Annotated in this window: 22 protein-coding genes; 16 read left to right on the top strand and 6 right to left on the bottom strand. The window is 72.4% G+C overall.

What is annotated here, in order from left to right; translation table 11 throughout:
- Positions 1-4 precede the first annotated feature (4 nt).
- The 9 genes from ACZ6RT_RS32665 (at position 5) to tsaD (ending at position 7971) form a co-directional block, all read left to right on the top strand.
- Positions 5-1495, top strand: coding sequence for an NAD(P)H-hydrate dehydratase (locus ACZ6RT_RS32665; RefSeq protein WP_470157704.1), 1491 nt, complete (start codon positions 5-7; stop codon positions 1493-1495).
- Positions 1492-2619: an alanine racemase gene (gene alr / locus ACZ6RT_RS32660; protein WP_470157702.1), complete on the top strand. Its 1128-nt coding sequence runs from the start codon at positions 1492-1494 to the stop codon at positions 2617-2619. The genes ACZ6RT_RS32665 and alr overlap by 4 nt, the downstream gene beginning before the upstream one ends.
- 20 nt (positions 2620-2639) lie before the next feature.
- Positions 2640-3713, top strand: a complete 1074-nt coding sequence (locus tag ACZ6RT_RS32655) for an alpha/beta fold hydrolase (protein ID WP_470157700.1) — start codon at positions 2640-2642, stop codon at positions 3711-3713.
- Positions 3714-3852: 139 nt separating this feature from the next.
- Positions 3853-4305: a tRNA (adenosine(37)-N6)-threonylcarbamoyltransferase complex ATPase subunit type 1 TsaE gene (tsaE, locus tag ACZ6RT_RS32650; RefSeq protein WP_399185766.1), complete on the top strand. Its 453-nt coding sequence runs from the start codon at positions 3853-3855 to the stop codon at positions 4303-4305.
- 220 nt (positions 4306-4525) lie between these two features.
- Positions 4526-5134, top strand: a complete 609-nt coding sequence (locus ACZ6RT_RS32645; RefSeq protein ID WP_344889921.1) for a hypothetical protein — start codon at positions 4526-4528, stop codon at positions 5132-5134.
- Positions 5135-5140: 6 nt separating this feature from the next.
- The gene (locus tag ACZ6RT_RS32640; protein WP_470157697.1) at positions 5141-5695 is read left to right on the top strand and encodes a class F sortase; all 555 of its coding nucleotides are present in this window, start codon (positions 5141-5143) and stop codon (positions 5693-5695) included.
- Positions 5696-5733: 38 nt separating this feature from the next.
- Positions 5734-6498: a tRNA (adenosine(37)-N6)-threonylcarbamoyltransferase complex dimerization subunit type 1 TsaB gene (gene tsaB, locus ACZ6RT_RS32635; protein ID WP_470157695.1), complete on the top strand. Its 765-nt coding sequence runs from the start codon at positions 5734-5736 to the stop codon at positions 6496-6498.
- Positions 6495-6947: a ribosomal protein S18-alanine N-acetyltransferase gene (gene rimI, locus ACZ6RT_RS32630; protein WP_399185769.1), complete on the top strand. Its 453-nt coding sequence runs from the start codon at positions 6495-6497 to the stop codon at positions 6945-6947. The genes tsaB and rimI overlap by 4 nt, the downstream gene beginning before the upstream one ends.
- A complete protein-coding gene (tsaD, locus tag ACZ6RT_RS32625) occupies positions 6940-7971 on the top strand; it encodes a tRNA (adenosine(37)-N6)-threonylcarbamoyltransferase complex transferase subunit TsaD (protein ID WP_470157693.1) in 1032 nt (343 codons plus the stop codon). The genes rimI and tsaD overlap by 8 nt, the downstream gene beginning before the upstream one ends.
- 60 nt (positions 7972-8031) lie before the next feature.
- On the opposite strand, the gene ACZ6RT_RS32620 is transcribed toward tsaD, so the two are convergent.
- Positions 8032-9099, bottom strand: coding sequence for an alkene reductase (locus ACZ6RT_RS32620; RefSeq protein WP_470157691.1), 1068 nt, complete (start codon positions 9097-9099; stop codon positions 8032-8034).
- Positions 9100-9207: 108 nt separating this feature from the next.
- Here ACZ6RT_RS32620 and ACZ6RT_RS32615 point away from each other — a divergent pair, with 108 nt between their 5' ends.
- Positions 9208-9810, top strand: a complete 603-nt coding sequence (locus ACZ6RT_RS32615) for a MarR family winged helix-turn-helix transcriptional regulator (RefSeq protein WP_470157689.1) — start codon at positions 9208-9210, stop codon at positions 9808-9810.
- Positions 9811-9909: 99 nt separating this feature from the next.
- Here ACZ6RT_RS32615 and ACZ6RT_RS32610 read toward each other — a convergent pair whose 3' ends face one another.
- Both ACZ6RT_RS32610 and ACZ6RT_RS32605 read right to left on the bottom strand, forming a co-directional pair.
- On the bottom strand, positions 9910-11145 hold the full coding sequence (locus ACZ6RT_RS32610) for a hypothetical protein (protein WP_399185773.1): 1236 nt from the start codon (positions 11143-11145) through the stop codon (positions 9910-9912).
- A gap of 240 nt (positions 11146-11385) precedes the next feature.
- The gene (locus ACZ6RT_RS32605) at positions 11386-12552 is read right to left on the bottom strand and encodes a class I SAM-dependent methyltransferase (RefSeq protein ID WP_399185774.1); all 1167 of its coding nucleotides are present in this window, start codon (positions 12550-12552) and stop codon (positions 11386-11388) included.
- A gap of 243 nt (positions 12553-12795) precedes the next feature.
- On the opposite strand from ACZ6RT_RS32605, the gene groES reads away from it, so the two are divergent.
- The 4 genes from groES to ACZ6RT_RS32585 all read left to right on the top strand — a co-directional run bounded on the left by groES (position 12796) and on the right by ACZ6RT_RS32585 (position 16090).
- Positions 12796-13107, top strand: coding sequence for a co-chaperone GroES (gene groES / locus ACZ6RT_RS32600; protein ID WP_399185775.1), 312 nt, complete (start codon positions 12796-12798; stop codon positions 13105-13107).
- Between the two features lie 92 nt (positions 13108-13199).
- Positions 13200-14822: a chaperonin GroEL gene (groL, locus tag ACZ6RT_RS32595; protein WP_399185776.1), complete on the top strand. Its 1623-nt coding sequence runs from the start codon at positions 13200-13202 to the stop codon at positions 14820-14822.
- A gap of 334 nt (positions 14823-15156) precedes the next feature.
- Positions 15157-15795, top strand: a complete 639-nt coding sequence (locus tag ACZ6RT_RS32590; protein ID WP_344889898.1) for a sigma-70 family RNA polymerase sigma factor — start codon at positions 15157-15159, stop codon at positions 15793-15795.
- Between the two features lie 82 nt (positions 15796-15877).
- Positions 15878-16090 (top strand): hypothetical protein, encoded by a 213-nt coding sequence (locus ACZ6RT_RS32585; protein WP_470157686.1) that lies wholly within the window; start codon positions 15878-15880, stop codon positions 16088-16090.
- Here the strand turns inward: ACZ6RT_RS32585 and ACZ6RT_RS32580 are convergent.
- Positions 16051-16428 carry a DUF5319 family protein gene (locus ACZ6RT_RS32580; RefSeq protein ID WP_344889895.1) on the bottom strand — a complete coding sequence of 126 codons (378 nt, stop codon included), beginning with the start codon at positions 16426-16428 and terminating at the stop codon, positions 16051-16053. The genes ACZ6RT_RS32585 and ACZ6RT_RS32580 overlap by 40 nt on opposite strands.
- 247 nt (positions 16429-16675) lie before the next feature.
- Positions 16676-17692, bottom strand: coding sequence for a response regulator transcription factor (locus tag ACZ6RT_RS32575; RefSeq protein WP_399185778.1), 1017 nt, complete (start codon positions 17690-17692; stop codon positions 16676-16678).
- A 575-nt stretch (positions 17693-18267) separates the two neighbouring features.
- Here ACZ6RT_RS32575 and guaB point away from each other — a divergent pair.
- Together guaB and ACZ6RT_RS32565 are read left to right on the top strand one after the other, a co-directional pair.
- Complete coding sequence (gene guaB / locus ACZ6RT_RS32570; protein ID WP_470157684.1) at positions 18268-19749, top strand: IMP dehydrogenase; 1482 nt, start codon at positions 18268-18270, stop codon at positions 19747-19749.
- 71 nt (positions 19750-19820) lie between these two features.
- Positions 19821-20939: a GuaB3 family IMP dehydrogenase-related protein gene (locus tag ACZ6RT_RS32565; protein WP_399185780.1), complete on the top strand. Its 1119-nt coding sequence runs from the start codon at positions 19821-19823 to the stop codon at positions 20937-20939.
- 128 nt (positions 20940-21067) lie between these two features.
- Here ACZ6RT_RS32565 and nagA read toward each other — a convergent pair whose 3' ends face one another.
- Entirely contained in the window at positions 21068-22204 is a 1137-nt protein-coding gene (nagA, locus tag ACZ6RT_RS32560; RefSeq protein WP_470157682.1) for an N-acetylglucosamine-6-phosphate deacetylase, read from the bottom strand.
- Positions 22205-22375: the final 171 nt, after the last annotated feature.

The raw sequence follows: 22375 nt of genomic DNA, 5'->3' as shown, positions 1-22375 counted from the left end.
TGGAATGCGGACCGCGTACACCTCCGACCAGATCAGGGCTGCCGAAGCCGCGCTGATGGCGACCCTGCCCGAGGGGGCCCTGATGGAGAGGGCGGCCACCGGGCTCGCGGTGGTCTGCGCCAGGATGCTCGGCGGCGTGTACGGCTCCCGCGTCGCGTTGCTGGTCGGCGGCGGCGACAACGGAGGGGACGCCCTGTACGCCGGGGCGCGCCTGGCCGCCCGGGGCGCCCGGGTCGAGGCGATCGCGGCCGGCACGCGCGTCCACACGGGCGGGCTGGAGGCCCTGCGCCGCGCGGGCGGCCGGGTCGTCGACCCCGAGGGCGCGGCCGCCCGCGCGGTGCTCGGCGCGGCGGACCTGATCGTGGACGGGATGGTCGGCATCGGCGGGAGCGGGGCGCTGCGGGAGCCGTACGCGACCCTCGCCCGGCTGGCGGCCGAGGCGCCCGGCGAGCTCCTCGCGGTGGACGTGCCCAGCGGGGTGGACGCGAGCAGCGGCCAGGTGGAGGGCGCCGCGGTCCAGGCCGACGCCACCGTCACCTTCGGCGCCTGGAAGACCGGGCTGCTCGTCGACCCCGGCCGCGGGTACGCGGGCCGCACCGAGCTCGTCGACATCGGCCTCGGCCCCCACCTGCCCGACCCCGGCGTGATCGCGCCGCAGGACGCCGACGTGGCGGCCCTGCTGCCCAGGCCCGGCGCGACCTCCGACAAGTACCGCCGGGGCGTCGTCGGGATCGCGGCAGGCAGCGAGCGCTACACCGGCGCCGCGGTGCTGGCCGTGGGCGGGGCGCTGCGGGGCGGGGTGGGCCTGGTCCGCTACGCCGGGACCGCCGAGCCGGTGGCCCAGGTACGGGCCCGCTGGCCCGAGGCCGTGATCACCACCCTGGCGCCCGGCGAGGGCGTGGAGCGGGTCGGCCGGGTGCAGGCCTGGGTGCTCGGCCCGGGGCTCGGCACCGGCGAGGAGGCGCACGCCGTGGCCCGCTCGGTGCTGGCGAGCGACGTGCCGGTGCTCGTCGACGCCGACGGCCTGACGCTGCTGGCCGCCGACCGGTCGCTGCTCCACCGCGCCGCGCCCGTGCTGCTCACCCCGCACGCGGGCGAGCTGTCCCGCCTGACGGACGTGCCGCGCGACCGGATCGAGGCGCGGCGCCTGGAGAACGTACGGCAGGCCGCGGCGGAACTGGGCGTGACCGTGCTGCTCAAGGGCTCCACCACGCTCGTCGTCCAGGAGGGGCGTCCGGTCGTCGTCAACCCCACCGGCAGCCCCTGGCTGGCCACCGGCGGCACCGGGGACGTGCTGTCCGGCCTGACGGGTGCCCTGCTGGCCGCCGGCCTGGACACCTACGACGCGGCCTCGGCCGGCGCCTACCTGCACGGGATCGCCGGGCGCAACGGCCCGCTGTCCGCCTGGGACGTGGCCCAGGCCCTGCCGGAGGCGGCCCGTGGCCTGGTCAACGGGCCTCGGAGGGGTGTCCCAGCTGCCAGACTGGGGCGATGAGCTTCCCGACGACCCCCGCCGAGGCACGGGTGGACCTCTCGGCGATCCGCGAGAACCTGGCGCTGCTCACCGGCCACGCCCCCGGCGCCGAGATGATGGTGGCGGTCAAGGCCGACGCCTACGGGCACGGAATGGTCCCGGTGGCGCGCGCCTGTCTGGAGGGCGGGGCCGGGCGGCTGGGCACCGCCTTCGTCCGCGAGGCCCTGGAGCTGCGGGCCGCCGGTGTCACCGCGCCGATCCTGGCGTGGATCATCCCGCCGGGGGAGCCGCTGGAGGAGGCCGTCGCCGGGGACGTCGAGCTGTCGGCGTCCGGCCCGGCGACGCTCGACGCGATCGCCGCCGCCGCGGCCTCGGCCGGGCGTACGGCCCGGGTGCACCTCAAGGCCGACACCGGCCTGTCCCGCGGCGGCACCACGATCGGGGACTGGCCCGCGCTGCTGGACCGGGCGCTGGCCCGCCGGGCCGAGGGCACGATCGAGATCGTCGGGCTCTGGTCCCACTTCGCCTGCGCGGACATACCGGGACACCCGTCCGTGGCCGACCAGATCACCGTCTTCGACGAGGCACTGGGCATCGCGGAGAAGGCCGGGCTCGGCGGATCGCACGTGATCAGGCACATCGCCAACTCGGCGGCGCTGCTGACGCTTCCGCACGCCCGCTACGACATGGTCCGCTCCGGGATCGCGGTCTACGGGCTGAGCCCGGTGCCCTCGATGGGAGACTTCGGGCTCCGTCCGGCGATGACGCTGGTGGCGCGGGCCGCATTGGTGAAACGGGTGCCCGCCGGGTCCGGTGTGTCCTATGGACACCTCTATGTCACAGATCGGGAAACCACGCTTGGCCTGGTTCCGCTCGGGTATGCGGACGGCGTCCTGCGGCACGCCACCAACCGGGCGGAGGTGCTGGCGGGTGGCCGCAGGCGGCGGATCGCCGGCCGGGTCTGCATGGACCAGTTCATGATCGATGTGGGAGACGATCCGCTGGCGGAGGGCGACGAGGTGATCCTGTTCGGTGACGGCTCACGCGGCGAGCCGACCGCCCAGGAATGGGCGGATTCCCTTGGCACGATCACGCATGAGATCGTGACCGGGATCGGATCGCGGGTCCCGCGCGTTCACCGGTGAAGGGCATCTCAGGGGGGCTCATGAGTACTACCAGACGGCGCAGGGCCGGGGTCGCGGGTGCGATTGTCGGTGCGGCGTCCGCCGGAGTGGCCGCCGCGGCCCTCGCCAAGCGGTACGCCGTCGGCCGCATCAGGCTCCGCCCCGACCTGGAGGCGAGCGAGCCCCTCGGAGAGCTGCGCGGCCGCCCCGTCACGGTCACCGCCTCCGACGGCGTCCACCTGTACGCCGAGGTGGACGGCCGCGAGGACGCCCCGCTGACCGTGGTCTTCTGCCACGGCTACACGCTCAACCTCGACTCCTGGCACTACCAGCGGCGCGACCTGCGCGACTCCTACCGCCTGGTGCTGTGGGACCAGCGCTCCCACGGGCGCTCGCCGCGCATCCCGACCGAGGACAGCTCGATCGACCGGCTCGGCGAGGACCTGGCCGAGGTCATCGAGACGCTGGTGCCCGGCCCGTGCGTGCTCGTCGGCCACTCCATGGGCGGTATGACGATCATGGCGCTGGCCGACCGGCACCCCGGGTGGTTCGGCGACCGGATCAAGGGCGTCGCGCTGATCTCCACCTCGCCCGGCAGACTCGGCGAGATCTCCCTGGGCCTGCCCGCGCTGGTGGCGAAGGCGGTGCACATGGTCACGCCGAGCGCGGTGTCGATCCTGCGGCGCGGCGGCACGCTGGTCGACAAGAGCCGCCAGGTCGGCAACGACGTGGCCTTCCTGGCCCTGCGTCACCTGGGGTTCGCCGACTCCAAAAACGTCAGCCCCACGCTCGTCGACTTCGTGGAGTCGATGATCCGCTCCACCCCGTTCGAGGTGATCGCCGAGTTCTACCCGGCGCTGGTGTCGCACGACAAGATGAACGCGCTCGGTGTGCTGAACGGCGTCTGCACCGCCATCATGGTCGGTGACGAGGACTGGCTGACACCGGTCGAGCACAGCAGGGAGATGGCCAAGGCCCTGCCGGAGGCCCGCTTCACCGAGGTCCCCGGCAGTTCGCACCTGGTCCAGCTGGAACGGCCGACCGCCGTCAACGACGCGCTGCGCGACCTGCTCAAGCGGGCCGCGGCCGACGGGGGCGCGGAGGCGGACGGCTGAGACCGGCCGCAAACGGCCGGGACCGGCCAGGACCGGCTGAGACCGGTCAGGGCCGGCCGGGACCGGCCGGTGCCGGTGGGGACAGGGCTCCGGGCCCGCGCGGGCCGGGCCACAGAGATCGACAGGAGTGACGAGGCACGTGAGAGACGTGGCGACCGCCGAGGAGATGCGGGAGCTGGGCGAGGAACTGGCGGCCCTGCTGCGGCCGGGGGACCTGGCCGTGCTGTCCGGCCCGCTGGGCGCGGGCAAGACGACCCTGGTGCAGGGGATCGCCGCCGGGCTCGAGGTGCGCGGCCCGATCACCTCGCCGACCTTCGTGATCGCGCGGGTGCACCCCTCGCTCTCGGACGGCCCGGCCCTGGTCCACGTCGACGCCTACCGCCTCGGCGGTGACCTGGAGGTCGACGACCTGGACCTGGACGCCTCGCTGGAGGAGTCGGTGACCGTGGTCGAGTGGGGGGAGGGTCTGGTGGAGGGGCTGGCCGAGGACCGGCTGGAGATCGTCATCGCCCGGGGCGCCGCCGAGGACGCGGGCGAGGGCCGCACCGTCGCGCTCCGCGGCGTCGGGGCCCGCTGGGAGGGCGTCCTCTGAATCCCCTACGGGGACGGGGAAATCCTGGCACGCTGGCACTACTCCCCATTGGTCTAGATCGTCTGGCGTGATGATCGACTGTTGCGGGTTTGCCCATGTTTAATGGGGAACAGGTGGGTCATCGTGCCGGGCGAGGGTCGTCGGCCGGAGGGCGAAACGGAGTTCGACGGTGCCAAGCGTCAAGCGTGTCGCGGTTGCAGGAGCCATCGTCATTTTCGGGATGACCGGATGCACGGCCGAGGCCACCTCGGGGGGCAGCCCGACGGGCACGCCCACCCCGACCCAGCCCGATTTCGGCATCAGCCGGCAGGACATCGAGGTCCAGCTCCAGCCGGCCCGCGCCAGGGCCGGGCAGAAGGTGTGGATCCTGGCGAACTGCCCGATCCCGCAGGGAGGGCCCGAGCACCGCGGCACCGCCTCCTCCCGGATCTTCCGCACCCCGGTGACCCTCGACCCGATCCTCGCCACGCCGACCCCGGACCCCGCGGCCACCGCGACCCCGACGCCGCGCCCCTGGGTCCGCGGCCAGGCGACCGTCGCCGCGGGCACCGCGGTGGGCGTCTACGAGATCAACGCCAGGTGCGAGGGGACCAACGACACCGGCACCACCAACCTGCGGATCGTGGCCGCCACCGAGCCGAGCTCCACGCCCACCTCCAGGCCGACCAGGACGATCATCAGCACCGAGGGGCCGGGCACCGGTGGCGGCGGCACCGCGGCCGGTGGGCCCGCGGACCCGGGCGCGCCGATCGGCACGGCCGGGGTGCTGCTCGCCGTGGCCCTGGCGGGCGGTATCGGCATCGCGGTCGTGCGTCGCCGCCGCTCGTAGTCCGCGATGGCCGATTCCACCCGCTGGTCCAGGATCGTCCTGGCCGGTGTCATCACCGGGATCGTCATGGTCGCGATCAACGGCAGGGGCGGGGACGAGGAGAAGCCGCCCGCCCGCGCCTCGGTCGTGCCCAGCCGCATCGACATCCCGTCCCTGGGGATCAAGGCGCCCCTGATGAAGCTCGGCGTGGACGACGGCCGGGTCGAGCTGCCGCCGTACGAGAAGCCGAACGTCGCGGGCTGGGTCAAGGACAGCGTGGTCCCCGGTGACAAGGGGCCCGCGGTGATCCTGGGACACGTGGACACCAGGACCTCGCCCGCGGTCTTCTACCGGCTCAAGGACATGCGGCAGGGGCAGGTCATCAAGGTGGTGCGCAGCGACGGCAAGGTCGCCCAGTACCGGGTGGACACGATCGAGCAGATCAGCAAGAACCGGTTCCCGGCCGACAAGGTCTACCTCGAGGACGGCCTGAGGCTCATCACCTGCGGCGGGACCTTCGACTGGGACGAGAACGAGTACCGGGACAATCTGATCGTCTACGCCACCCTGGTCGAGACCTGAGACGTGAGCTCTCGCGGGACGGACTAGGCTAACTGTCCGTGCTGGTCCTGGCCTTTGACACCGCCACCCCCGCCGTCACCGCAGCGCTGCACGACGGTGAGAGGGTCCTCGCCGAGTCGACCACGGTCGACGCGCGCCGCCACGGCGAGTTGCTCGTGCCCACGATCGAGACGGTCCTGCGGGAGGCCGGAGTCTCCCTGGGCGACGTCACCGCCGTCGTCGCGGGCTCCGGGCCCGGTCCCTACACCGGCCTGCGGGTCGGCCTGGTGACCGCCCAGGCCCTCGCGACGTCCCTGGGCGTCCCGGCGTACGGCGTGTGCACCCTCGACGCGCTGGCCTACGGCAGCGGCCTGGACGGGCCGTTCCTGGTGGCCACCGACGCGCGGCGCAAGGAGGTGTTCTGGGGCCGTTACGCCGACGCGCGCACCCGGCTGTCCGGGCCCTCGGTGGACCGGCCCCACGACCTGCCGGGGGATCTCCCGCTGGTCGGCGCGGGCGCGCGGATGTACGCCGAGGTCCTCGGCGCCTCCCGGCTGGCGGACGCGCCGGAGTACCCCTACGCGGGCGCGCTGGCCGCGCTGGCCGCCGCCGCGCTCGGCGAGCGCGGGCTCGGCGAGCGGGGCACCGGTGACTCCTGGGACACCGACGAGGCCCGGCGCGCCGACGGGGCCCCGGGGGAGACCGCGGCCGCCGGTGAGGCCGAGGGGGCCGGTGCCCGTTCGGTGCTGGGCCCGCCCCTGCCGATCTACCTGCGCCGTCCCGACGCCCGGGTGCCGTCGGCGCCCAAGAAGGTCTCCACGTGACCCCGGTGCTGCGCCGGATGACCGCCGACGACCTGCCCGCGGTCATGGAGATCGAGCGGACCGTCTTCCCGGACGACGCCTGGAGCGAGGGCATGTTCCGCGGCGAGCTCGACGACCAGCCGAGGACCAGGCACTACCTGGTGGCCCTGGTCGACGACGTGATCGTCGGCTACGCCGGGCTGGCCGCGGCGGGCGACCAGGCCGACGTCCAGACCATCGCCGTCCTGGCCGAACGGCGCCGGAGCGGTGTCGGCGGCGCCCTGCTGACCGAGCTGCTGGCCGAGGCCGCGCGCCGGGACGCCGTCTCGGTCTTCCTGGAGGTACGGGCGGACAACCCGGACGCGCAGGCGGTCTACCACAGGTTCGGGTTCGAGCGGATCGGCCTGCGCCGCCGTTACTACGAGGACGGCACCGACGCGATCATGATGAGGAAGGATCTCCATGAGTGACGAACCGGTGGTCCTGGGCATCGAGACCTCCTGCGACGAGACGGGCGTGGGCATCGTCCGGGGGCACACCATGCTGGCCAACGCCATCGCCTCCAGCGTCGAGCAGCACGCCCGCTTCGGCGGGGTGGTGCCCGAGGTCGCCTCCAGGGCCCACCTGGAGGCGATGACCCCGACCGTGGAGCGGGCCCTGGAGAAGGCCGGGCTGCGCCTGGCCGACGTCGACGCCATCGCGGTCACGGCCGGGCCCGGCCTGTCCGGGGCGCTGCTCGTGGGCGTCGCCGCCGCCAAGGCGTACTCGCTGGGCCTGGGCGTGCCGCTGTACGGGGTCAACCATCTGGCCGCCCACGTCGCGGTGGACCAGCTGGAGCACGGGGCCCTGCCCAAGCCGTGCGTCGCCCTGCTGGTCTCGGGCGGGCACTCGTCCCTGCTGCTGGTGCCCGACGTCGCCAAGGAGATCGTCCCGCTGGGCTCCACGGTGGACGACGCCGCGGGCGAGGCGTTCGACAAGGTGGCCAGGGTGCTCGGCCTGCCGTTCCCGGGGGGCCCGCACATCGACCGGGCGGCCCGCGAGGGCTCCGGGACCGCCGTCGCCTTCCCCCGCGGCAAGTACGAGGACGGGACGCTCGACTTCTCCTTCTCCGGCCTGAAGACCGCGGTGGCCCGGTGGGTGGAGGCCAGGCAGAAGGCGGGCGAGACGGTTCACGTGCCCGACGTGGCGGCCTCGTTCCAGGAGGCGGTGGTGGACGTGCTGACCCGCAAGGCCCTGCGGGCGTGCGCCGAGCACGGCGTCCAGGACCTGCTGATCGGGGGCGGGGTCGCGGCCAACTCCCGGCTGCGCGCGCTGGCGCAGGAGCGCTGCGACGCGGCCGGTGTCCGGCTGCGGGTCCCCAGCCCCGGGCTGTGCACCGACAACGGGGCCATGGTGGCCGCCCTGGGCTCGGACCTGGTGTCGGCGGGCATCACGCCGTCCCCGCTGGACATCCCCGCCGACTCCTCGCTGCCCGTCACCACCGTCCACGTGTGACCCCCGGGCGCCTCGTGGCTTCCCGAGTGTTCCCGCACGCCCCCGTGCGGTCGGCCGGTCTCAGGCCGACGCCGGGTGCAGGGACAGCACCGGGTAGTCGGTGTAGCCCCGGTGGTCGCCGCCGAAGGCCGTGGCGAAGTCGGCCTGGCTGAGCTCGGCGCCGAGCCGCAGCCGGAGCGGCAGGTCGGGGTTGGCCAGGAACGAGGCGCCCAGCGAGACCAGGTCGGCGCCGCGCTCCAGGGAGCGCGCGACCCTGGCGGCCGGGTCGCCGATCGCGGGGGTGTTGAGGACCAGGGCGTTCGGCCACGCCTTGCGGATCTCCTGCTCGAGGTCGTCGGAGGCGCCCGCCACCAGGTGCAGGTAGACGAGGTCGAGCGCGGCCAGCTCGTTCACCAGCGCCGGGTAGACCTCGTGCATGTCCTCCTCGACCAGGTCGCCCATGCCGTTGCCGGGCGAGAGCCGGATGCCGACCCTGGAGGCACCGATCCGGTCGACGACCGCCCGCGCGGTCTCCACGGCGAAGCGGATCCTGTCGTCCACCGACGACCGGCCGAAGCGGTCCTCGCGCAGGTTGGCGTTCTGTGACAGGAACTGGTGGATGAGGTAGCCGTTGGCGCCGTGCAGCTCGACCCCGTCGAAACCGGCCTCGATCGCGCGGGCGGCGGCGTCCGCGAAGTCCTGGACGGTCGCCTCGACCTCGGCGGTGGTCAGCTCGATCGGCGTGAGGTGGTCCTGCATGCCCGCGGGCGTGAAGATCTGCCCGGCCGGCCGTACGGCGGAGGGGGCGACCGGCACGGCGCCGGTGTTGTCGGGGTGGCCGATCCGGCCGGCGTGCATGATCTGGGCGAAGATCCGCCCGCCCGCCGCGTGCACGGCGTCGGTGACCTCACGCCACCCGGCCACCTGCTCGTCGGTGTGCAGGCCGGGGGTGTTCATGTAGCCCTTGCCGGCATGGCTGGGCTGCACCCCCTCGGTGACGATCAGGCCCGCGGAGGCCCGCTGGGCGTAGTAGAGGGCGGTCAGCGAGGACGGGATGCCGTCGACGTAGGCCCGCGAGCGGGTCATGGGGGCCATCACCAGGCGGTTGGGGAGGGTGATGTCGCCGAGCGTGAACGATGAGAAAGGCATGACGTTTCCCTTCTTGGCTGACCAACTTGGCCAGCCAAGGATTATTTGTACAACTTGGTCGGCCAACATGCAAGCGGTAGTCTCGACAGGGACGGAAAGGACCCGGACATGGCGGAGACGCGGATCGAGACGGTGTACGAGGCGGACGGAAGCTGCGACGGCACGGGCGGAGGCTGCGGTGAGTACGAGGAGAGCCTCAACTGCCTGATGGTCGTCGCCGGCCGTGACCACCGTGCCCTGCTCGCGAACCTCCTCGCGGAGATCGACCTGTACCCCGGTCAGGAACGCGTGCTGGGCGCGCTGGGGGACCACGGTCCCCAGTCGCAGAACGCGCTGGCCAGGATCGTCGGCGTCGACGTGTCCACCATGACCAAGACGCTCCAGCGCCTGGAGCGCAGCGGGTTCGTCAGCCGCAGTCCCTGCCCGGCCAACCGGCGGATCAGCATGGTCGAGATCACACCCGCCGGGCGCGCGCTCCTTCCCGAGGTGGACCGGGTCATGGCCGAGCTGCAGCACCGGATGACCCGGGGGCTGACGGACGAGCAGGTCGAGGAGCTGTCGGCCCTGCTCAAGGTGGTCAAGGGGAACCTCTGCCGCGAGACGTACCCTCCGGGAGGGCAGGTCGCGGGCGCCCCGAGCACCCCGGGCACCCCGGCTGAGAGGATCCCGGCGTCCGCGCGGATCGAGCCCGTGCGCACCGGGACCGCATAAGCCGGGACCGCATGGGCCGGAACCGCACGGACCGGGAACCGCACGGACCGGGATCACACGGGGATCGCACAGACCGGGCCCGCGCGGTCCGGGGCCCGGTCAGCCCTTGTCGGGCCTGGCCGGACGCAGTAAAGCCTCCGCGAGCGCCAGCATGGTCTCCTCCAGGGCGCCCAGGCGGCGGGTCAGGTCGGCGTGCGCGGGCTCCACGGTCTCGCTCAGCGCCTGGGTGAGCTGCTCGCGGTCGGGCCGGGCGCGGACCATCTCGGCCAGTGGGGCCAGCGCGGCCTCGGCCCGCCGGGCGCGCTCCTCCAGGGTGTCGAAGCGCTCCCGCTGCTCGGTGGCCTGGGCGCCGATGAGCACGTCCAGGCCGAGGATCGCGGGCAGGAAGCCGACCCGCTCGTCCAGGCTCTCCAGGCGCTCGGCCGACTTCTCCGCGTGGCCGTCCAGGGTGGACAGGCGGGAGTCGATGACGTCCATGCGGCCGGTGACCCGTCCCTCGATGTCGTCGAGGCGCTCCTCCAGGGTGTCGAAGCGCCCTCCGGCCGCCGTCCGATGGCCGTCCAGGCGGTCGATGCGGCTCTCGACGGCCGCGGTCCGCTCGTCGATCCTCGGCACGACCAGGTCGACCCTGCCGCTCACCTGGTCGACCTTGGCGTTGACCTGGTCGACCGCGGCCAGTACCCGGTCGGTGGCGGTGCCCAGGGCCTGCTGCAGGCTCGTGGACGCCTCGAGCATGCCCGCCTCGACGCGCCCGGTGCGCTGGGCCAGGTCGGCCAGCGCCCGGTCCAGCCGGCTGAACCGGTGCGCGGCGATGCCCATGTCGGCCTGGAGCCGGGCGAGGTGCTCGGCCAGCCCGCGCACCTGCTCGTCGACGCCCTGGGTGCCGTCCGAGATCGCGCGCAGCCGGGCCAGGGCCTCCTCCACGCCCTCGCCCATGGCGCCCAGGTCGGTCCACAGGCTCGGCAGCTCGCCGACGTCCGAGATCCGGTCGCGCACCGCGTCGACGCGCCGTCCGACGGCGTCGACGTGGTCACGGACCGCCTCGACGTGCTGGGCCAGGCTCTCGGCCCAGGTGGGCGGGCGGGCGGCGATCTCGTCCAGGCGCCCGTGCACGGATTCGAGGGTGCCGTTCAGCCCGCCGATCTCGCGCTCCCTGACCTCGCGGAGCAGCCACTCCATGCCCTCCAGGCGCTGCCGGATCTCGTCGAGCACGGCGCCCTGGGTCCGCTGCTCGTAGACGTGGTCCTGGGCCGCGCGGGCGAGGAGCTCGCGCATCCGGTCGGAGATGGCGGTCTGGCTGCCCGCCTGGAACAGGGCGTGGTCGGAGTGATCCACCGAGAACTCCTTCACTCGCCGACGGTCGGCCGCGCGGTGGGATGGGGTCGGTCGCTGATGAACGCTGATGAACGCTGACAAATACTGATGAACGCTGACGAATACTGCTGAACATGGTGAAACCGCGGACGAGGGAGAACTCCCGCCCCGAAACCTTAGCCGGTGGATCAAGGTTTTCCAGCGGCGAGACTAAAAGATGGGAATTGCCGGTTGGCTGGAAGAATTAACTATTTTGGCTGGTCAGCCGGGGCTGCAGACGAAGGCGAACGGCCTCTCGCCGATCCGGGTGAGAATGACCGTGACGGATTCACCGCCGGAGAGCCGGAGGTCTTTCCTGAGCCGGTCGACGTCCACCGCGGAACCGCGTTTCTTGATCGTCACGTTTCCTGCGTCGCGCTCGCGCAGCGCCGCCCGCAACCGCTTGAGCGAGAACGGCAGCGTCTCGTGGACCTCGTACCGGGACGCCCACGGCGTCGTCACCGCGTCGTCGCCGGTGATGTAGGCGATCTGCGCGTCGAGCAGGCGCCCGCCGACCGAGGCGGCGATCTCCGCGACCAGGTGGGCCCGGATCGCCGCGCCGTCCGGCTCGTAGATGTAGCGGCCCACCGGGCCGGTGGGCGGGGCGCCGAGCGCGGGGTCGGGCGTCATCGTGACGCCGGACGGCAGGAGCGTGGCCCGGCGCGGCGTCGTCCCGGCCGGCGCGCCGCACCAGATCACCGCCTCCTTGACGTCGCCGCGCCAGGAGACCCACTCGGCCTCGGCGCCGTCGGGGATGAATTCGTACGGGATGCCGGGGGCGACCTTCAGGCAGGCGGCGCCGGCGCGGGCCACCATCTCCAGCACCGCGGGCCAGGGCGGCGAGTACCCCATCGGGTCGAAGGTCCTGCCCCGGGCCGTGCGGCGCGCGGGGTCGGCGAACAGCACGTCGAAGGCGGCCGGGTCCAGGACGGAGGCGTCGGCGGCGCGGACCGAGACCCGCTCGCCCAGTCCCAGCGCGTCCGCGTTGGCCCGCGCCACCGCGGCGGTGAGCGGGTCGGCGTCCACGGCCTCGACCGTGCATCCGGCCCTGGCCAGGGCCAGCAGGTCGCCGCCGATGCCGCAGCAGACGTCGGCGACCCGCGAGCCCGCCGCCAGGCGGCGCGCCCGGTGGTCGGCGACCTCGCGGCGGGTGGCCTGCTCCAGCCCGGCGCGGGTGAAGTACATCAGGTCGGCGTCGGGGCCGAACTTGTCCCTGGCGCGCACCCTGAGCGCGGCCTGGGTGAGCGCGGCCGAGGTCAGGTCCGCGTCGTAGTGCCTCCGGAGGCGGGTCACCGCCGTCACCGGGTCGTCGCCGGCGGTCCCGGCCGCGGCGGCGAGCGCCTCCTGGCCGCGCGGGGTGAGCAGCTCCCGGAATGCGTCGAGATTCACAGCAGCCGACGCTATCGCCTTCCGTCACGGGCCTGATGAGGGGTTTTCCTCCCGGTTCGCCGTCCGCTCCTAGCGCAGAAGGGCGCTTCGTGTTGACTGTCAAGGCCTCCTTGCATACTGTTCCGTATTGGCACTCTCCCCGTGAGAGTGCCAAATCAATGCGACGAGGCAGGTCTGACACCCGCGACGGCAGACCGCTGGTCGCCTCTTCTAGATCGTTCACATCTGAAGGGGAGGTCCGACGTGACGACCGCCACCAAGGTTCCCGTTAAGCCGCTCGGCGACCGCATCGTGGTCCAGCCGCTTGAGGCCGAGCAGACCACCGCTTCCGGTCTGGTCATCCCGGACACCGCCAAGGAGAAGCCGCAGGAGGGCAAGGTCCTCGCGGTGGGTCCCGGCAACTGGGACGACGCCGGCACGAAGCGTGTTCCGCTCGACGTCAACGAGGGCGACGTGGTCCTCTACAGCAAGTACGGCGGCACCGAGGTGAAGTACAGCGGCGAGGAGTACCTGGTGCTCTCCGCCCGCGACGTGCTCGCCATCATCGAGAAGTAGATCTCGCTTCACAAAAAGATGACGTATCGAGCCCCGGGTCGCGACAGCGCCCGGGGCTTTGATGCGCCGACGTACTTATAGAGAGGATTGTCATGCCGAAGATCCTGTCGTTCGAGGAGGACGCGCGCCGAGCTCTCGAGCGCGGCGTGAACGCTCTCGCGGACGCGGTCAAGGTGACGCTGGGCCCGCGTGGTCGCAACGTCGTCATCGACAAGAAGTTCGGTGCGCCCACCATCACCAACGACGGTGTCACCATCGCCCGTGAGGTCGAGCTGGAGGCGCCGTACGAGAACCTCGGCGCGCAGCTGGCCAAGGAGGTGGCGACCAAGACCAACGACGTCGCCGGTGACGGCACCACCACCGCGACCGTCCTGGCCCAGGCCATGGTCCGCGAGGGCCTGCGCAACGTGGCCGCCGGCGCCCAGCCGCTCTCCCTCAAGCGCGGCATCGACATCGCCGCCAAGACCGTCAGCGACAGGCTCATCGAGTCCGCCCGCCCGGTCGAGGACAAGAAGGAGATCGCGCACGTCGCGACGATCTCCGCGCAGGACGCCAAGATCGGCGAGCTGATCGCCGAGGCGTTCGACAAGGTGGGCAAGGACGGTGTGATCACCGTCGAAGAGTCCAACACCATGGGCCTGGAGCTGGAGTTCACCGAGGGCCTGCAGTTCGACAAGGGTTACCTGTCGCCCTACATGGTGACCGACCAGGAGCGCATGGAGGCGGTCCTGGAGGACCCCTACATCCTGATCACCCAGGGCAAGATCTCCTCGGTCGCCGACTTCCTGCCGCTGCTCGAGAAGATCGCGCAGACCAAGAAGGCCCTGCTGGTCATCGCCGAGGACGTCGAGGGCGAGGCCCTGGCCGTCCTGGTGACGAACAAGATCCGCGGCACCTTCACCTCGGTCGCGGTCAAGGCGCCCGGCTTCGGTGACCGCCGCAAGGCCATGCTGCAGGACATCGCCATCCTCACCGGTGGCCAGGTCGTCAGCGAGGAGATCGGCCTCAAGCTGGAGCACGTCGGCGTCGAGGTGCTGGGCACCGCCCGCCGCGTCGTGATCACCAAGGACTCCACCACCGTCGTCGACGGTGCCGGCGAGGCCACGGCGATCGCCGACCGCGTCAAGGAGATCAAGCTCGCCATCGAGCAGTCCGACTCCGACTGGGACCGCGAGAAGCTCCAGGAGCGTCTGGCCAAGCTCTCCGGCGGTGTCTGCGTGCTCAAGGTCGGCGCGGCCACCGAGGTGGAGCTCAAGGAGAAGAAGCACCGCCTCGAGGACGCGATCTCGGCCACCCGCGCCGCGATCGAGGAGGGCATCGTCTCCGGCGGTGGCTCCGCGCTCATCCACGTCTCCAAGGCCCTCGACGACCTGGGCCTGACCGGGGACGAGGCGACCGGTGTCTCGATCGTCCGCAAGGCGCTCGTCGAGCCGGCCCGCTGGATCGCCGAGAACGCCGGTCTCGAGGGTTACGTGGTGACGGCCAAGGTCACCGAGCTCTCCGCCGGCCAGGGCTTCAACGCCGCCACCGGCGAGTACGGCGACCTGATCGCCCAGGGCGTCATCGACCCGGTCAAGGTCACCCGCTCGGCCGTCCAGAACGCCGCCTCCATCGCCGGCATGCTGCTGACGACCGAGGCCCTCGTGGTGGACAAGCCCGAGGAGGAGGCCCCGGCCGGCGGCGGTCAGGGCCACGGCCACGGTCACGGCCACTGATCGGTACCGCTCCCGCGCGGCCCGCGCCCCCCTCGGGGGACGCGGGCCGTTCGTGTCTCCGCGTCCGGGACCCGCCGGGCTCGCGTGGAGGATGAAGGACGATCGCTTCCGGCGGTGAACCGAAAGCGGTCCCAAAGCGTCATGGCACGTCTTCCGGCGTGGAAGATCCAAAAAACGCTTCTGCTCTATAGAACGCATTCTGGCAATCGAGCGGAATATTCCTACATACCGTAGTCGATAGCGTCGCCCCTTGATTACGCGCGGTTATCACCGCCTCAATGTGACCAATCCGTAGCCGTTTGCCATGACGACAGGCACTATCAGGGCGGGCATCATGCCTAACGTGACCGAGGGATGCGTCGCCGACGCCAAAAATGGGGTGAGGCTTGCGACGAGGTCCGATGGGGTCGCCCACAGGGATGATCTCAAGGATCTGACAAGCCTCGCCGTTCAGGGGGATCGCACCGCGATCGAGGCTCTGATCGCGCAACTGCGGCCGATGGTCGTGCGTTATTGCCGTGGTCGTCTGGGCCGGGTCTCCGGTCAATACCACATCGCGGACGACGTGGCCCAGGAGGTGTGCATCGCGGTGCTGTCCGCGCTGCCCCGCTACCGTGACATGGGCCGCCCTTTCGCGTCCTTCGTCTTCGGCATCGCCTCCCACAAGGTGGCCGACGCGCTGCGCAGCTCGGTGCGTTCGGCCGTGCCCACCCAGGACCTTCCGGACGGCCCCGACGAGGGGCCGGGGCCGGAGGAGACCGTGGTGCGCTACATCGAGGCCGAGCACGCCCGCCGGCTGCTGTCGCGGCTGCCGGACAACCAGCGGGAGCTGCTCATGCTCCGGGTGGTGTCGGGCCTTTCCGCCGAGGAGACCGGTAATGTACTCGGCATGTCACCAGGTGCGGTTCGTGTCGCCCAGCACAGGGCGCTGGCCAGGCTTCGGGCGATGGCGGAGCTGGAGTCGATAGCTTGACCGCGGAGCCGCTGAGCAGGGGCCGCGAGCGGAGACCCGAACCGCGGGACGGGGCTCGCGACGACCCGGAGCGAGAACGATCATGACAACGGTTCACCCGCGACGTCCGGCCCGCAGGTACGGGCCGGACGAGGATCCGGCCGTGACCGAGACCGAGGCGGTCGTCGAGGCACTGTCCCGCAGGACACCGGTCTCCCCCTCGAAGGCCGGAGACGTCGCGGTCGCGCTACTGGCGGCCCTGGCCGACGACGTGGATCAGCGGTGTTCCTCGGTGTCGATCACACCGTCCACGTAACCCCGGGCGTACTCCCAGCTCACGTAGTCGGTGGGGTCGGGCTCGTAGGCGGGCTCATGGACCTGCGGCTGGCCGTTCTCGATCATCTGGCGCAGGTTGCCGCGGAGCAGTTCCCAGTCGAAGTAGTGCTGCTCGCCGCATTCGGGGCAGTCGAGCACCAGGCCGAGCACTCCCTGGGGCTCCAGCAGTGAGCGGAAGACCTCCACGTCGGCGAGGTCGGTCATGGCCTCGTCGCGCTCGTCCGTGGTGAGCGGCTCGGGATCGTCGGGATCGCCCAGCGCCGCCGCCGGGTCGTCGGGGTCATCCGCGAACGGGTCGCGAGGGACATCGTCGAGCACGATCCCACCTTATGGCCTGGATGTGACAGAGAGGCATGGAACTGCACGAGTGCGGCGGTCCCGGGCGAGGCGTATCCGGCCCTGCCGGGGGCGTACGGCGCCTCGGAAGGCGTCCCGGCCCTGCGGAGAGCCGGTCGCCCGAAGGGGCAGGGGCCGTACCCGAAGGCGTCGGAGAAGGCAACCGGAGGCGCCGGGGCCGCGCCCGGAGGCGCGGGAGGTCCCCGGTCGCCGAGGGAGGGCCGCGGTCCTAGGAGAGCCAGCCGCGCCGGGCCGCCTCCACCCCCGCCTGGAAGCGTGACTGCGCGCCCAGCTCGGCCATGGCGTCGGCGAACCGGGCCCGTACCGTGCGGACCGAGACGCCCAGCTGCCGGGCGATCATCTCGTCCGGGACGCCCTGGCCGGCCAGACGCAGCACCCGGACCACGACGTCGTCGCGGTGGGTCCAGGGCAGCCGGGCCGAGCGTGCCCACAGCTCCCGAAAGAGCGAGCCGAGCGCGGCCACCACGACGGGCGCCCGGAGCAGGTGGAAGTTGTAGGCGTTCTCCGGCAGCGTGCCTCCCCACTGGGGCGGCAGGCCCGCGGCGTCGCCCCCGGCGACCAGGAACCAGCTCGGCACCACGTCCAGGGTGCGCACCTGGGCTCCGGCCCGCTCGAACCGGTCCAGCTTGTCGCGCAGGCCCGGGATCTCCAGCGTGTGGACCGGGATGACGACCCGGCAGGAGAGCAGGCCGGCGTGCTGGGCCCCGATCCACTGGTCGGCGTAGCGGTGCGCGAAGTCGCTCATCATCCGGCCGTCCGGGATGGCCGACAGCAGCGTCAGCGGCGGGGACTGCACGGCCAGGCCGATCACGCTCTCGTAGAACTCGTCGGCCCCGCCGACGGCCTCCACCGGGAACCGGCCGGCCTGGTAGTCGTGCCCCGCGTCGTACTGGTGGATGAAGCCGCGGATCGAGCCGAGCACGCGGTCGATGCCGCGGCTCTCGGCGGCCAGCCGGTCCAGCCTCTCGGCGATCAGGTTCCCCAGGGCGGTGGCCGGGTGCCGGGCGAGGTACTCGCCGCCCTGCTCGGCGACCACGCCCAGCCGTACCAGGGTGGCCAGCTCGCGGGTGATCGGCTCCGACGAGCCGTCGGTGGCCTGGACCAGGTCGTCGCGGGTGGCACGGTGCAGGCGCAGGACCGTGTTGTACAGGCTGGCCTGGGCCGGGGTGAGGCCCAGTGTCTCCAGCGGGTCGGACGGGGCGGACATGGATGTGTCAGTACGCATCAGTGAGGGACTCCTGCAGATGACACGGGGGGTCTGGCGAGGATAGCCCGGTGAATCATCCCTGTCCGGGCGTTGCCTCTACCGGCATGCCGTCGTGTGCAACTTCGTGCAATTGCACGTTTCTACATTGCCTGCAGAACGTATCGTGACGCACTCTTGACGCAGCGTCGGTACCGACACGGATGACGCCGCCATCCGGGTGCGGAGGGGGGTCCGGTGGCGCCAAGGCGCTCCGTGACGGTACCGGTGATCCGGGGGACCGAGCGGGTCACCGACCGCTCGGCCCCCCGACCTTCTCCCTCTCCCGGACGGCCTGTCTCCCCTGACGGCCCGCCTTCCCGGACGGCCCTTCCCGGGACGGCCCGTCCTTCCCCGGCTCTCTTCGGCGACCACCCTCTTCGGCGACACCCCCTACGGCGCAGCGCCCTCCCCGGCCGTGGCCCGGCCGTGGCCCGGCCCCGCCACGCGCGGGCTTTTCCCCCGGGTCGGCCCGGATCGGTGCCAGACTCTAAACTGTGAGCCCGGGGGTCGGCGCCTTTCCCCGTCATGAGAGCGCCGTGGCAGGAGGGTTGCTGATGGCCAAGTTCACCGAACCGGGGCTCACGTACGACGACGTGCTCCTGGTCCCCGCCTATTCGGACCTGCAACCGGGCGAGGCCGAGACCACCACGCGCCTGTCCAGGGGCATCACCCTGAGGATCCCGCTGATCTCCGCGGCGATGGACACGGTGACCGAGGCCCGCATGGCGGTGGCGATGGCACGCCAGGGCGGCATCGGCATTCTGCACCGCAACCTCTCGATCGAGGACCAGGCCCAGCAGGCCGACCTCGTCAAGCGCTCCGAGGCCGGGATGGTCACCAACCCGGTCACCTGCTCCCCGGACGACACGCTCGCCGACGTCGAGCGCCTCTGCGCCACGTACCGGATCTCGGGCGTGCCCGTGACCGACGGGACCGGCGTGCTCGTCGGCATCGTCACCAACCGTGACATGCGCTTCGAGACCGACCACAACCGCCCGGTGCGCGAGGTCATGACCCCGATGCCGCTGGTCACCGCGCCGGTCGGGGTCTCCACCGACGACGCGTTCGACCTGCTCAGGCAGAACAAGATCGAGAAGCTTCCGCTGGTGGACGCCGGGGGCCGGCTGCGCGGGCTCATCACCGTCAAGGACTTCACCAAGAGCGAGAAGTACCCGATGGCGACCAAGGACGCCGACGGCAGGCTGGTCGTGGGGGCGGCCGTCGGCGTCGGCGGCGACGCCGACAAGCGGGCGGCCGCGCTTATCGAGGCCGGGGTCGACGTGATCGTGGTGGACGTCGCGCACGGTCACTCCAAGGGACTCGCCGACATGATCGCCAAGATCAAGGCGAACGGCGGGATCGACGTGGTCGGCGGCAACATCGCCACCCGCGCGGGCGCCCAGATGCTGATCGACGCCGGAGCCGACGCGGTCAAGGTCGGGGTCGGTCCCGGCTCCATCTGCACCACCCGGGTGGTCGCCGGTGTCGGCGCCCCGCAGGTGACGGCCATCCACGAGGCGTCGCTGGCCGCGGGGCCCGCCGGGGTGCCGGTGATCGGCGACGGCGGCCTGCAGTACTCGGGCGACATCGTCAAGGCCATCGCGGCCGGGGCCGACTCGGTCATGCTCGGGTCGCTCCTGGCCGGCTGCGAGGAGTCCCCGGGCGAGTTGATCTTCATCAACGGCAAGCAGTTCAAGTCGTACCGGGGGATGGGCTCGCTCGGCGCGGTCCGCAACCGGGAGCGCGGCGGCACCTCCTTCAGCAAGGACCGCTACGCCCAGGCCGACGTCGGCACCGAGGACAGGTTCATCCCCGAGGGCATCGAGGGCCAGGTCCCCTACCGCGGCCCGGTCGCCGCGGTGGCCCACCAGCTCGTCGGCGGCCTCCGCCAGGGCATGTGGTACGCCGGATGCCGCACGGTCGCCGACATGCACGAGCGGTGCGAGCTGATGCCGATCACCGCGGCGGGCCTGAAGGAGAGCCACCCGCACGACATCCAGATGACGGTCGAGGCCCCCAACTACCACGGTCGTTAGAGCGGCGGGCACGGCGCGCGCGTGAGGATCACGACGCGCGCCGCATCCGCATGAACGGGAAAGACAGGCATATGACTCAGGTGGAGATCGGCCGCGGCAAGAGCGGCCGTCGTGCCTACGCGCTCGACGAGATCGGCATCGTCCCCTCGCGCCGGACCCGCGACCCCGAGGAGGTCTCGATCGCCTGGCAGATCGACGCCTACCGCTTCGAGCTGCCCGTCGTGGTGAGCCCGATGGACAGCGTGGTCTCGCCGCGGACCGCCATCGAGGTCGGCAGGCTCGGCGGTCTCGCCGTGCTCGACCTCGAAGGGCTCTGGACCCGGTACGACGATCCGATGCCGCTGCTGGAGGAGGTGGCCGCGCTCAAGGGGGCGCCCGCCACCAAGCGGCTGCAGGAGATCTACAACGCGCCGATCAAGGAGGAGCTGATCGGCCGCCGGATCGAGGAGATCCGCGCCGCCGGGGTGGCCACGGCCGTCCGGCTCTCCCCGCAGCGGACCGTCCAGTACCACAAGGCCGTCATCGACGCGGGCGTGGACATCTTCGTGATCCGCGGCACCACGGTCTCGGCCGAGCACGTCTCCGGCAGGGCCGAGCCGCTCAACCTCAAGCAGTTCATCTACGAGCTCGACGTCCCCGTGATCGTCGGGGGATGCGCCACCTACACCGCGGCGCTGCACCTGATGCGGACCGGCGCGGCCGGGGTGCTCGTCGGCTTCGGCGGCGGCGCCTCGCACACCACCCGCACGGTACTGGGCGTGGTGGTGCCGATGGCCACCGCGATCTCCGACGTGGCCGCGGCACGCCGCGACTACATGGACGAGTCGGGCGGGCGGTACGTCCACGTCATCGCCGACGGCGGCATGGGCACCTCCGGTGACATCGCCAAGGCGATCGCGGTGGGAGCGGACGCGGTCATGGTCGGCTCGCCGCTGGCGCGGGCCTCCGAGGCCCCCGGCCGCGGCTTCCACTGGGGGTCGGAGGCGCAGCACCCGGAGCTGCCCCGGGGCAAGCGGGTCGAGTTCGGCACGGTCGGCACGCTGGAGCAGATCCTCCAGGGCCCCTCCTCGGTGGCCGACGGCTCGATGAACCTGATGGGCGCGCTCAGGCGCACCATGGCGACCGCCGGGTACTCCGACCTCAAGGAGTTCCAGCGCGTCGAGGTGGTCGTCGCCCCCCACGTCACCTGAGAACCGCCTCGCGCTCGCGGGGCGGTTCCACCCGCGGAGTCGTCCCGGTGGGGCCGTTCCGCCCGCGGGGCCGTCCCGGCGGGGTCGTCCCGCCCGCCGGGCCGTGACCCGGCGGGCGGGCCGGTGGGTCAGCGCGGTTCGGTGATCCAGGAGCCCCGGCGCATCACCCCGGAGACCTCCAGGTCGTCGGAGAGCACCACCAGGTCGGCCTGCCTGCCGACCGTGATCGAGCCCAGGCGGTCGTCGAGGCCGAGCACCCTGGCCGGGGTCAGGGACGAGATCTCGGCCGCCTCGGTCATCGAGAGGCCCACCTCGCGCACGGCGTGCCGGAACGCGACGTCCATGGTCAGGGTGCTGCCCGCGATGGCGCCGCCCTCGGCCAGCCGGGCCACCCCGTCGATCACGTTCACGCTCATCGGGCCGAGCCCGTAGACGCCGTCGCCCATCCCGGCCGCCGCCATCGCGTCGGTGATCAGCGCGGTCCTCGCGGGACCCGCCGTCGTGAAGGCCAGGCGGGTCATGGCCGGGTGCAGGTGCACACCGTCGTTGATCAGCTCGACCGTGACGCGCTCGTCCTGGAGCAGGGCGGCGATGGGCCCGGGGTCGCGGTGGTGCAGCGGCGGCATCGCGTTGTACAGGTGGGTCGCCACGCTGCCGCCCGCGTCGATGCCCGCGATCGTCTGCTCGTAGCTCGCGTCGCTGTGGCCGAGGGCGGCGATCACGCCGCCCGCCACCGCCTCGCGTACGGTGTCCAGCGCGCCGGGCAGCTCCGCGGCGAGGGTGACCATCCGCACGTGGCCGCGCCCGGCCCTGAGCAGCCGGGCGAGCTCCCGCGGGGAGGGTTCGCGCAGCAGGGCCGGGTCGTGGGCCCCGCACCGGGCGGCGGCGATGTAGGGGCCCTCGAAGTGGATCCCGGCCAGCAGGCCGTCCTCGCACAGCTCGGCCAGCGCCGCGGCCGCCGAGGCCAGGTCGTCCAGGGAGGCGGTGACCAGGCTCGCGACGAGCGTGGTGGTGCCGTGCCGGGAGTGCAGGTCCGCCGCCGTCCTGGCCTGCGCGAGGTCGCCGGAGGGGAAGGAGCCGCCCGCCCCGCCGTGGTTGTGGATGTCGACGAAGCCCGGCACGACGTACCGGCCGGCCAGGTCCAGCCCCGGCCCGGGGGCGGCGCCCTGCCCCACGTGGGTGATGCGGCCGTCCTCGATGGTCAGCCAGCCCTCGTGGACACCGTCGGGGGTCACGACGCGGGCGTCGGCGAGTGTGATGCTCATGGGCCCCATCCTTCCGGGTCCGCGTGCGGACGCGTTCCCGGGCCGGGGCTCCGCGCCGGGGAGCGCCCGCGTGATCGCGGCGGTGGGAGTAACCGCCAGGAGTCCCTCGCCGGGGAACGGCCGGTGGCCGATGTGGACGGCCCGCGCGGGTCTTTTGTCGGAGACGATCTC

It is taken from the genome of Streptosporangium sp. NPDC050148 (assembly GCF_055586505.1).
The sequence above is the reverse complement of the archived record's forward strand: the minus strand, read 5'-3'. Positions and strand labels throughout refer to the sequence as shown.

Bases quoted from the DNA above. Each gene is read 5' to 3' on its own strand.
- ACZ6RT_RS32665 (WP_470157704.1), top strand. From the start codon at position 5: ATGCGGACCGCGTACACCTCCGACCAGATCAGGGCTGCCGAAGCCGCG.
- alr (WP_470157702.1), top strand. From the start codon at position 1,492: ATGAGCTTCCCGACGACCCCCGCCGAGGCACGGGTGGACCTCTCGGCG.
- ACZ6RT_RS32655 (WP_470157700.1), top strand. From the start codon at position 2,640: ATGAGTACTACCAGACGGCGCAGGGCCGGGGTCGCGGGTGCGATTGTC.
- ACZ6RT_RS32645 (WP_344889921.1), top strand. From the start codon at position 4,526: ATGACCGGATGCACGGCCGAGGCCACCTCGGGGGGCAGCCCGACGGGC.
- ACZ6RT_RS32640 (WP_470157697.1), top strand. From the start codon at position 5,141: ATGGCCGATTCCACCCGCTGGTCCAGGATCGTCCTGGCCGGTGTCATC.
- tsaD (WP_470157693.1), top strand. From the start codon at position 6,940: ATGAGTGACGAACCGGTGGTCCTGGGCATCGAGACCTCCTGCGACGAG.
- ACZ6RT_RS32620 (WP_470157691.1), bottom strand. From the start codon at position 9,099: ATGCCTTTCTCATCGTTCACGCTCGGCGACATCACCCTCCCCAACCGC.
- ACZ6RT_RS32615 (WP_470157689.1), top strand. From the start codon at position 9,208: ATGGCGGAGACGCGGATCGAGACGGTGTACGAGGCGGACGGAAGCTGC.
- groL (WP_399185776.1), top strand. From the start codon at position 13,200: ATGCCGAAGATCCTGTCGTTCGAGGAGGACGCGCGCCGAGCTCTCGAG.
- ACZ6RT_RS32590 (WP_344889898.1), top strand. From the start codon at position 15,157: ATGCCTAACGTGACCGAGGGATGCGTCGCCGACGCCAAAAATGGGGTG.
- ACZ6RT_RS32585 (WP_470157686.1), top strand. From the start codon at position 15,878: ATGACAACGGTTCACCCGCGACGTCCGGCCCGCAGGTACGGGCCGGAC.
- ACZ6RT_RS32575 (WP_399185778.1), bottom strand. From the start codon at position 17,692: ATGCGTACTGACACATCCATGTCCGCCCCGTCCGACCCGCTGGAGACA.
- guaB (WP_470157684.1), top strand. From the start codon at position 18,268: ATGGCCAAGTTCACCGAACCGGGGCTCACGTACGACGACGTGCTCCTG.
- ACZ6RT_RS32565 (WP_399185780.1), top strand. From the start codon at position 19,821: ATGACTCAGGTGGAGATCGGCCGCGGCAAGAGCGGCCGTCGTGCCTAC.
- nagA (WP_470157682.1), bottom strand. From the start codon at position 22,204: ATGAGCATCACACTCGCCGACGCCCGCGTCGTGACCCCCGACGGTGTC.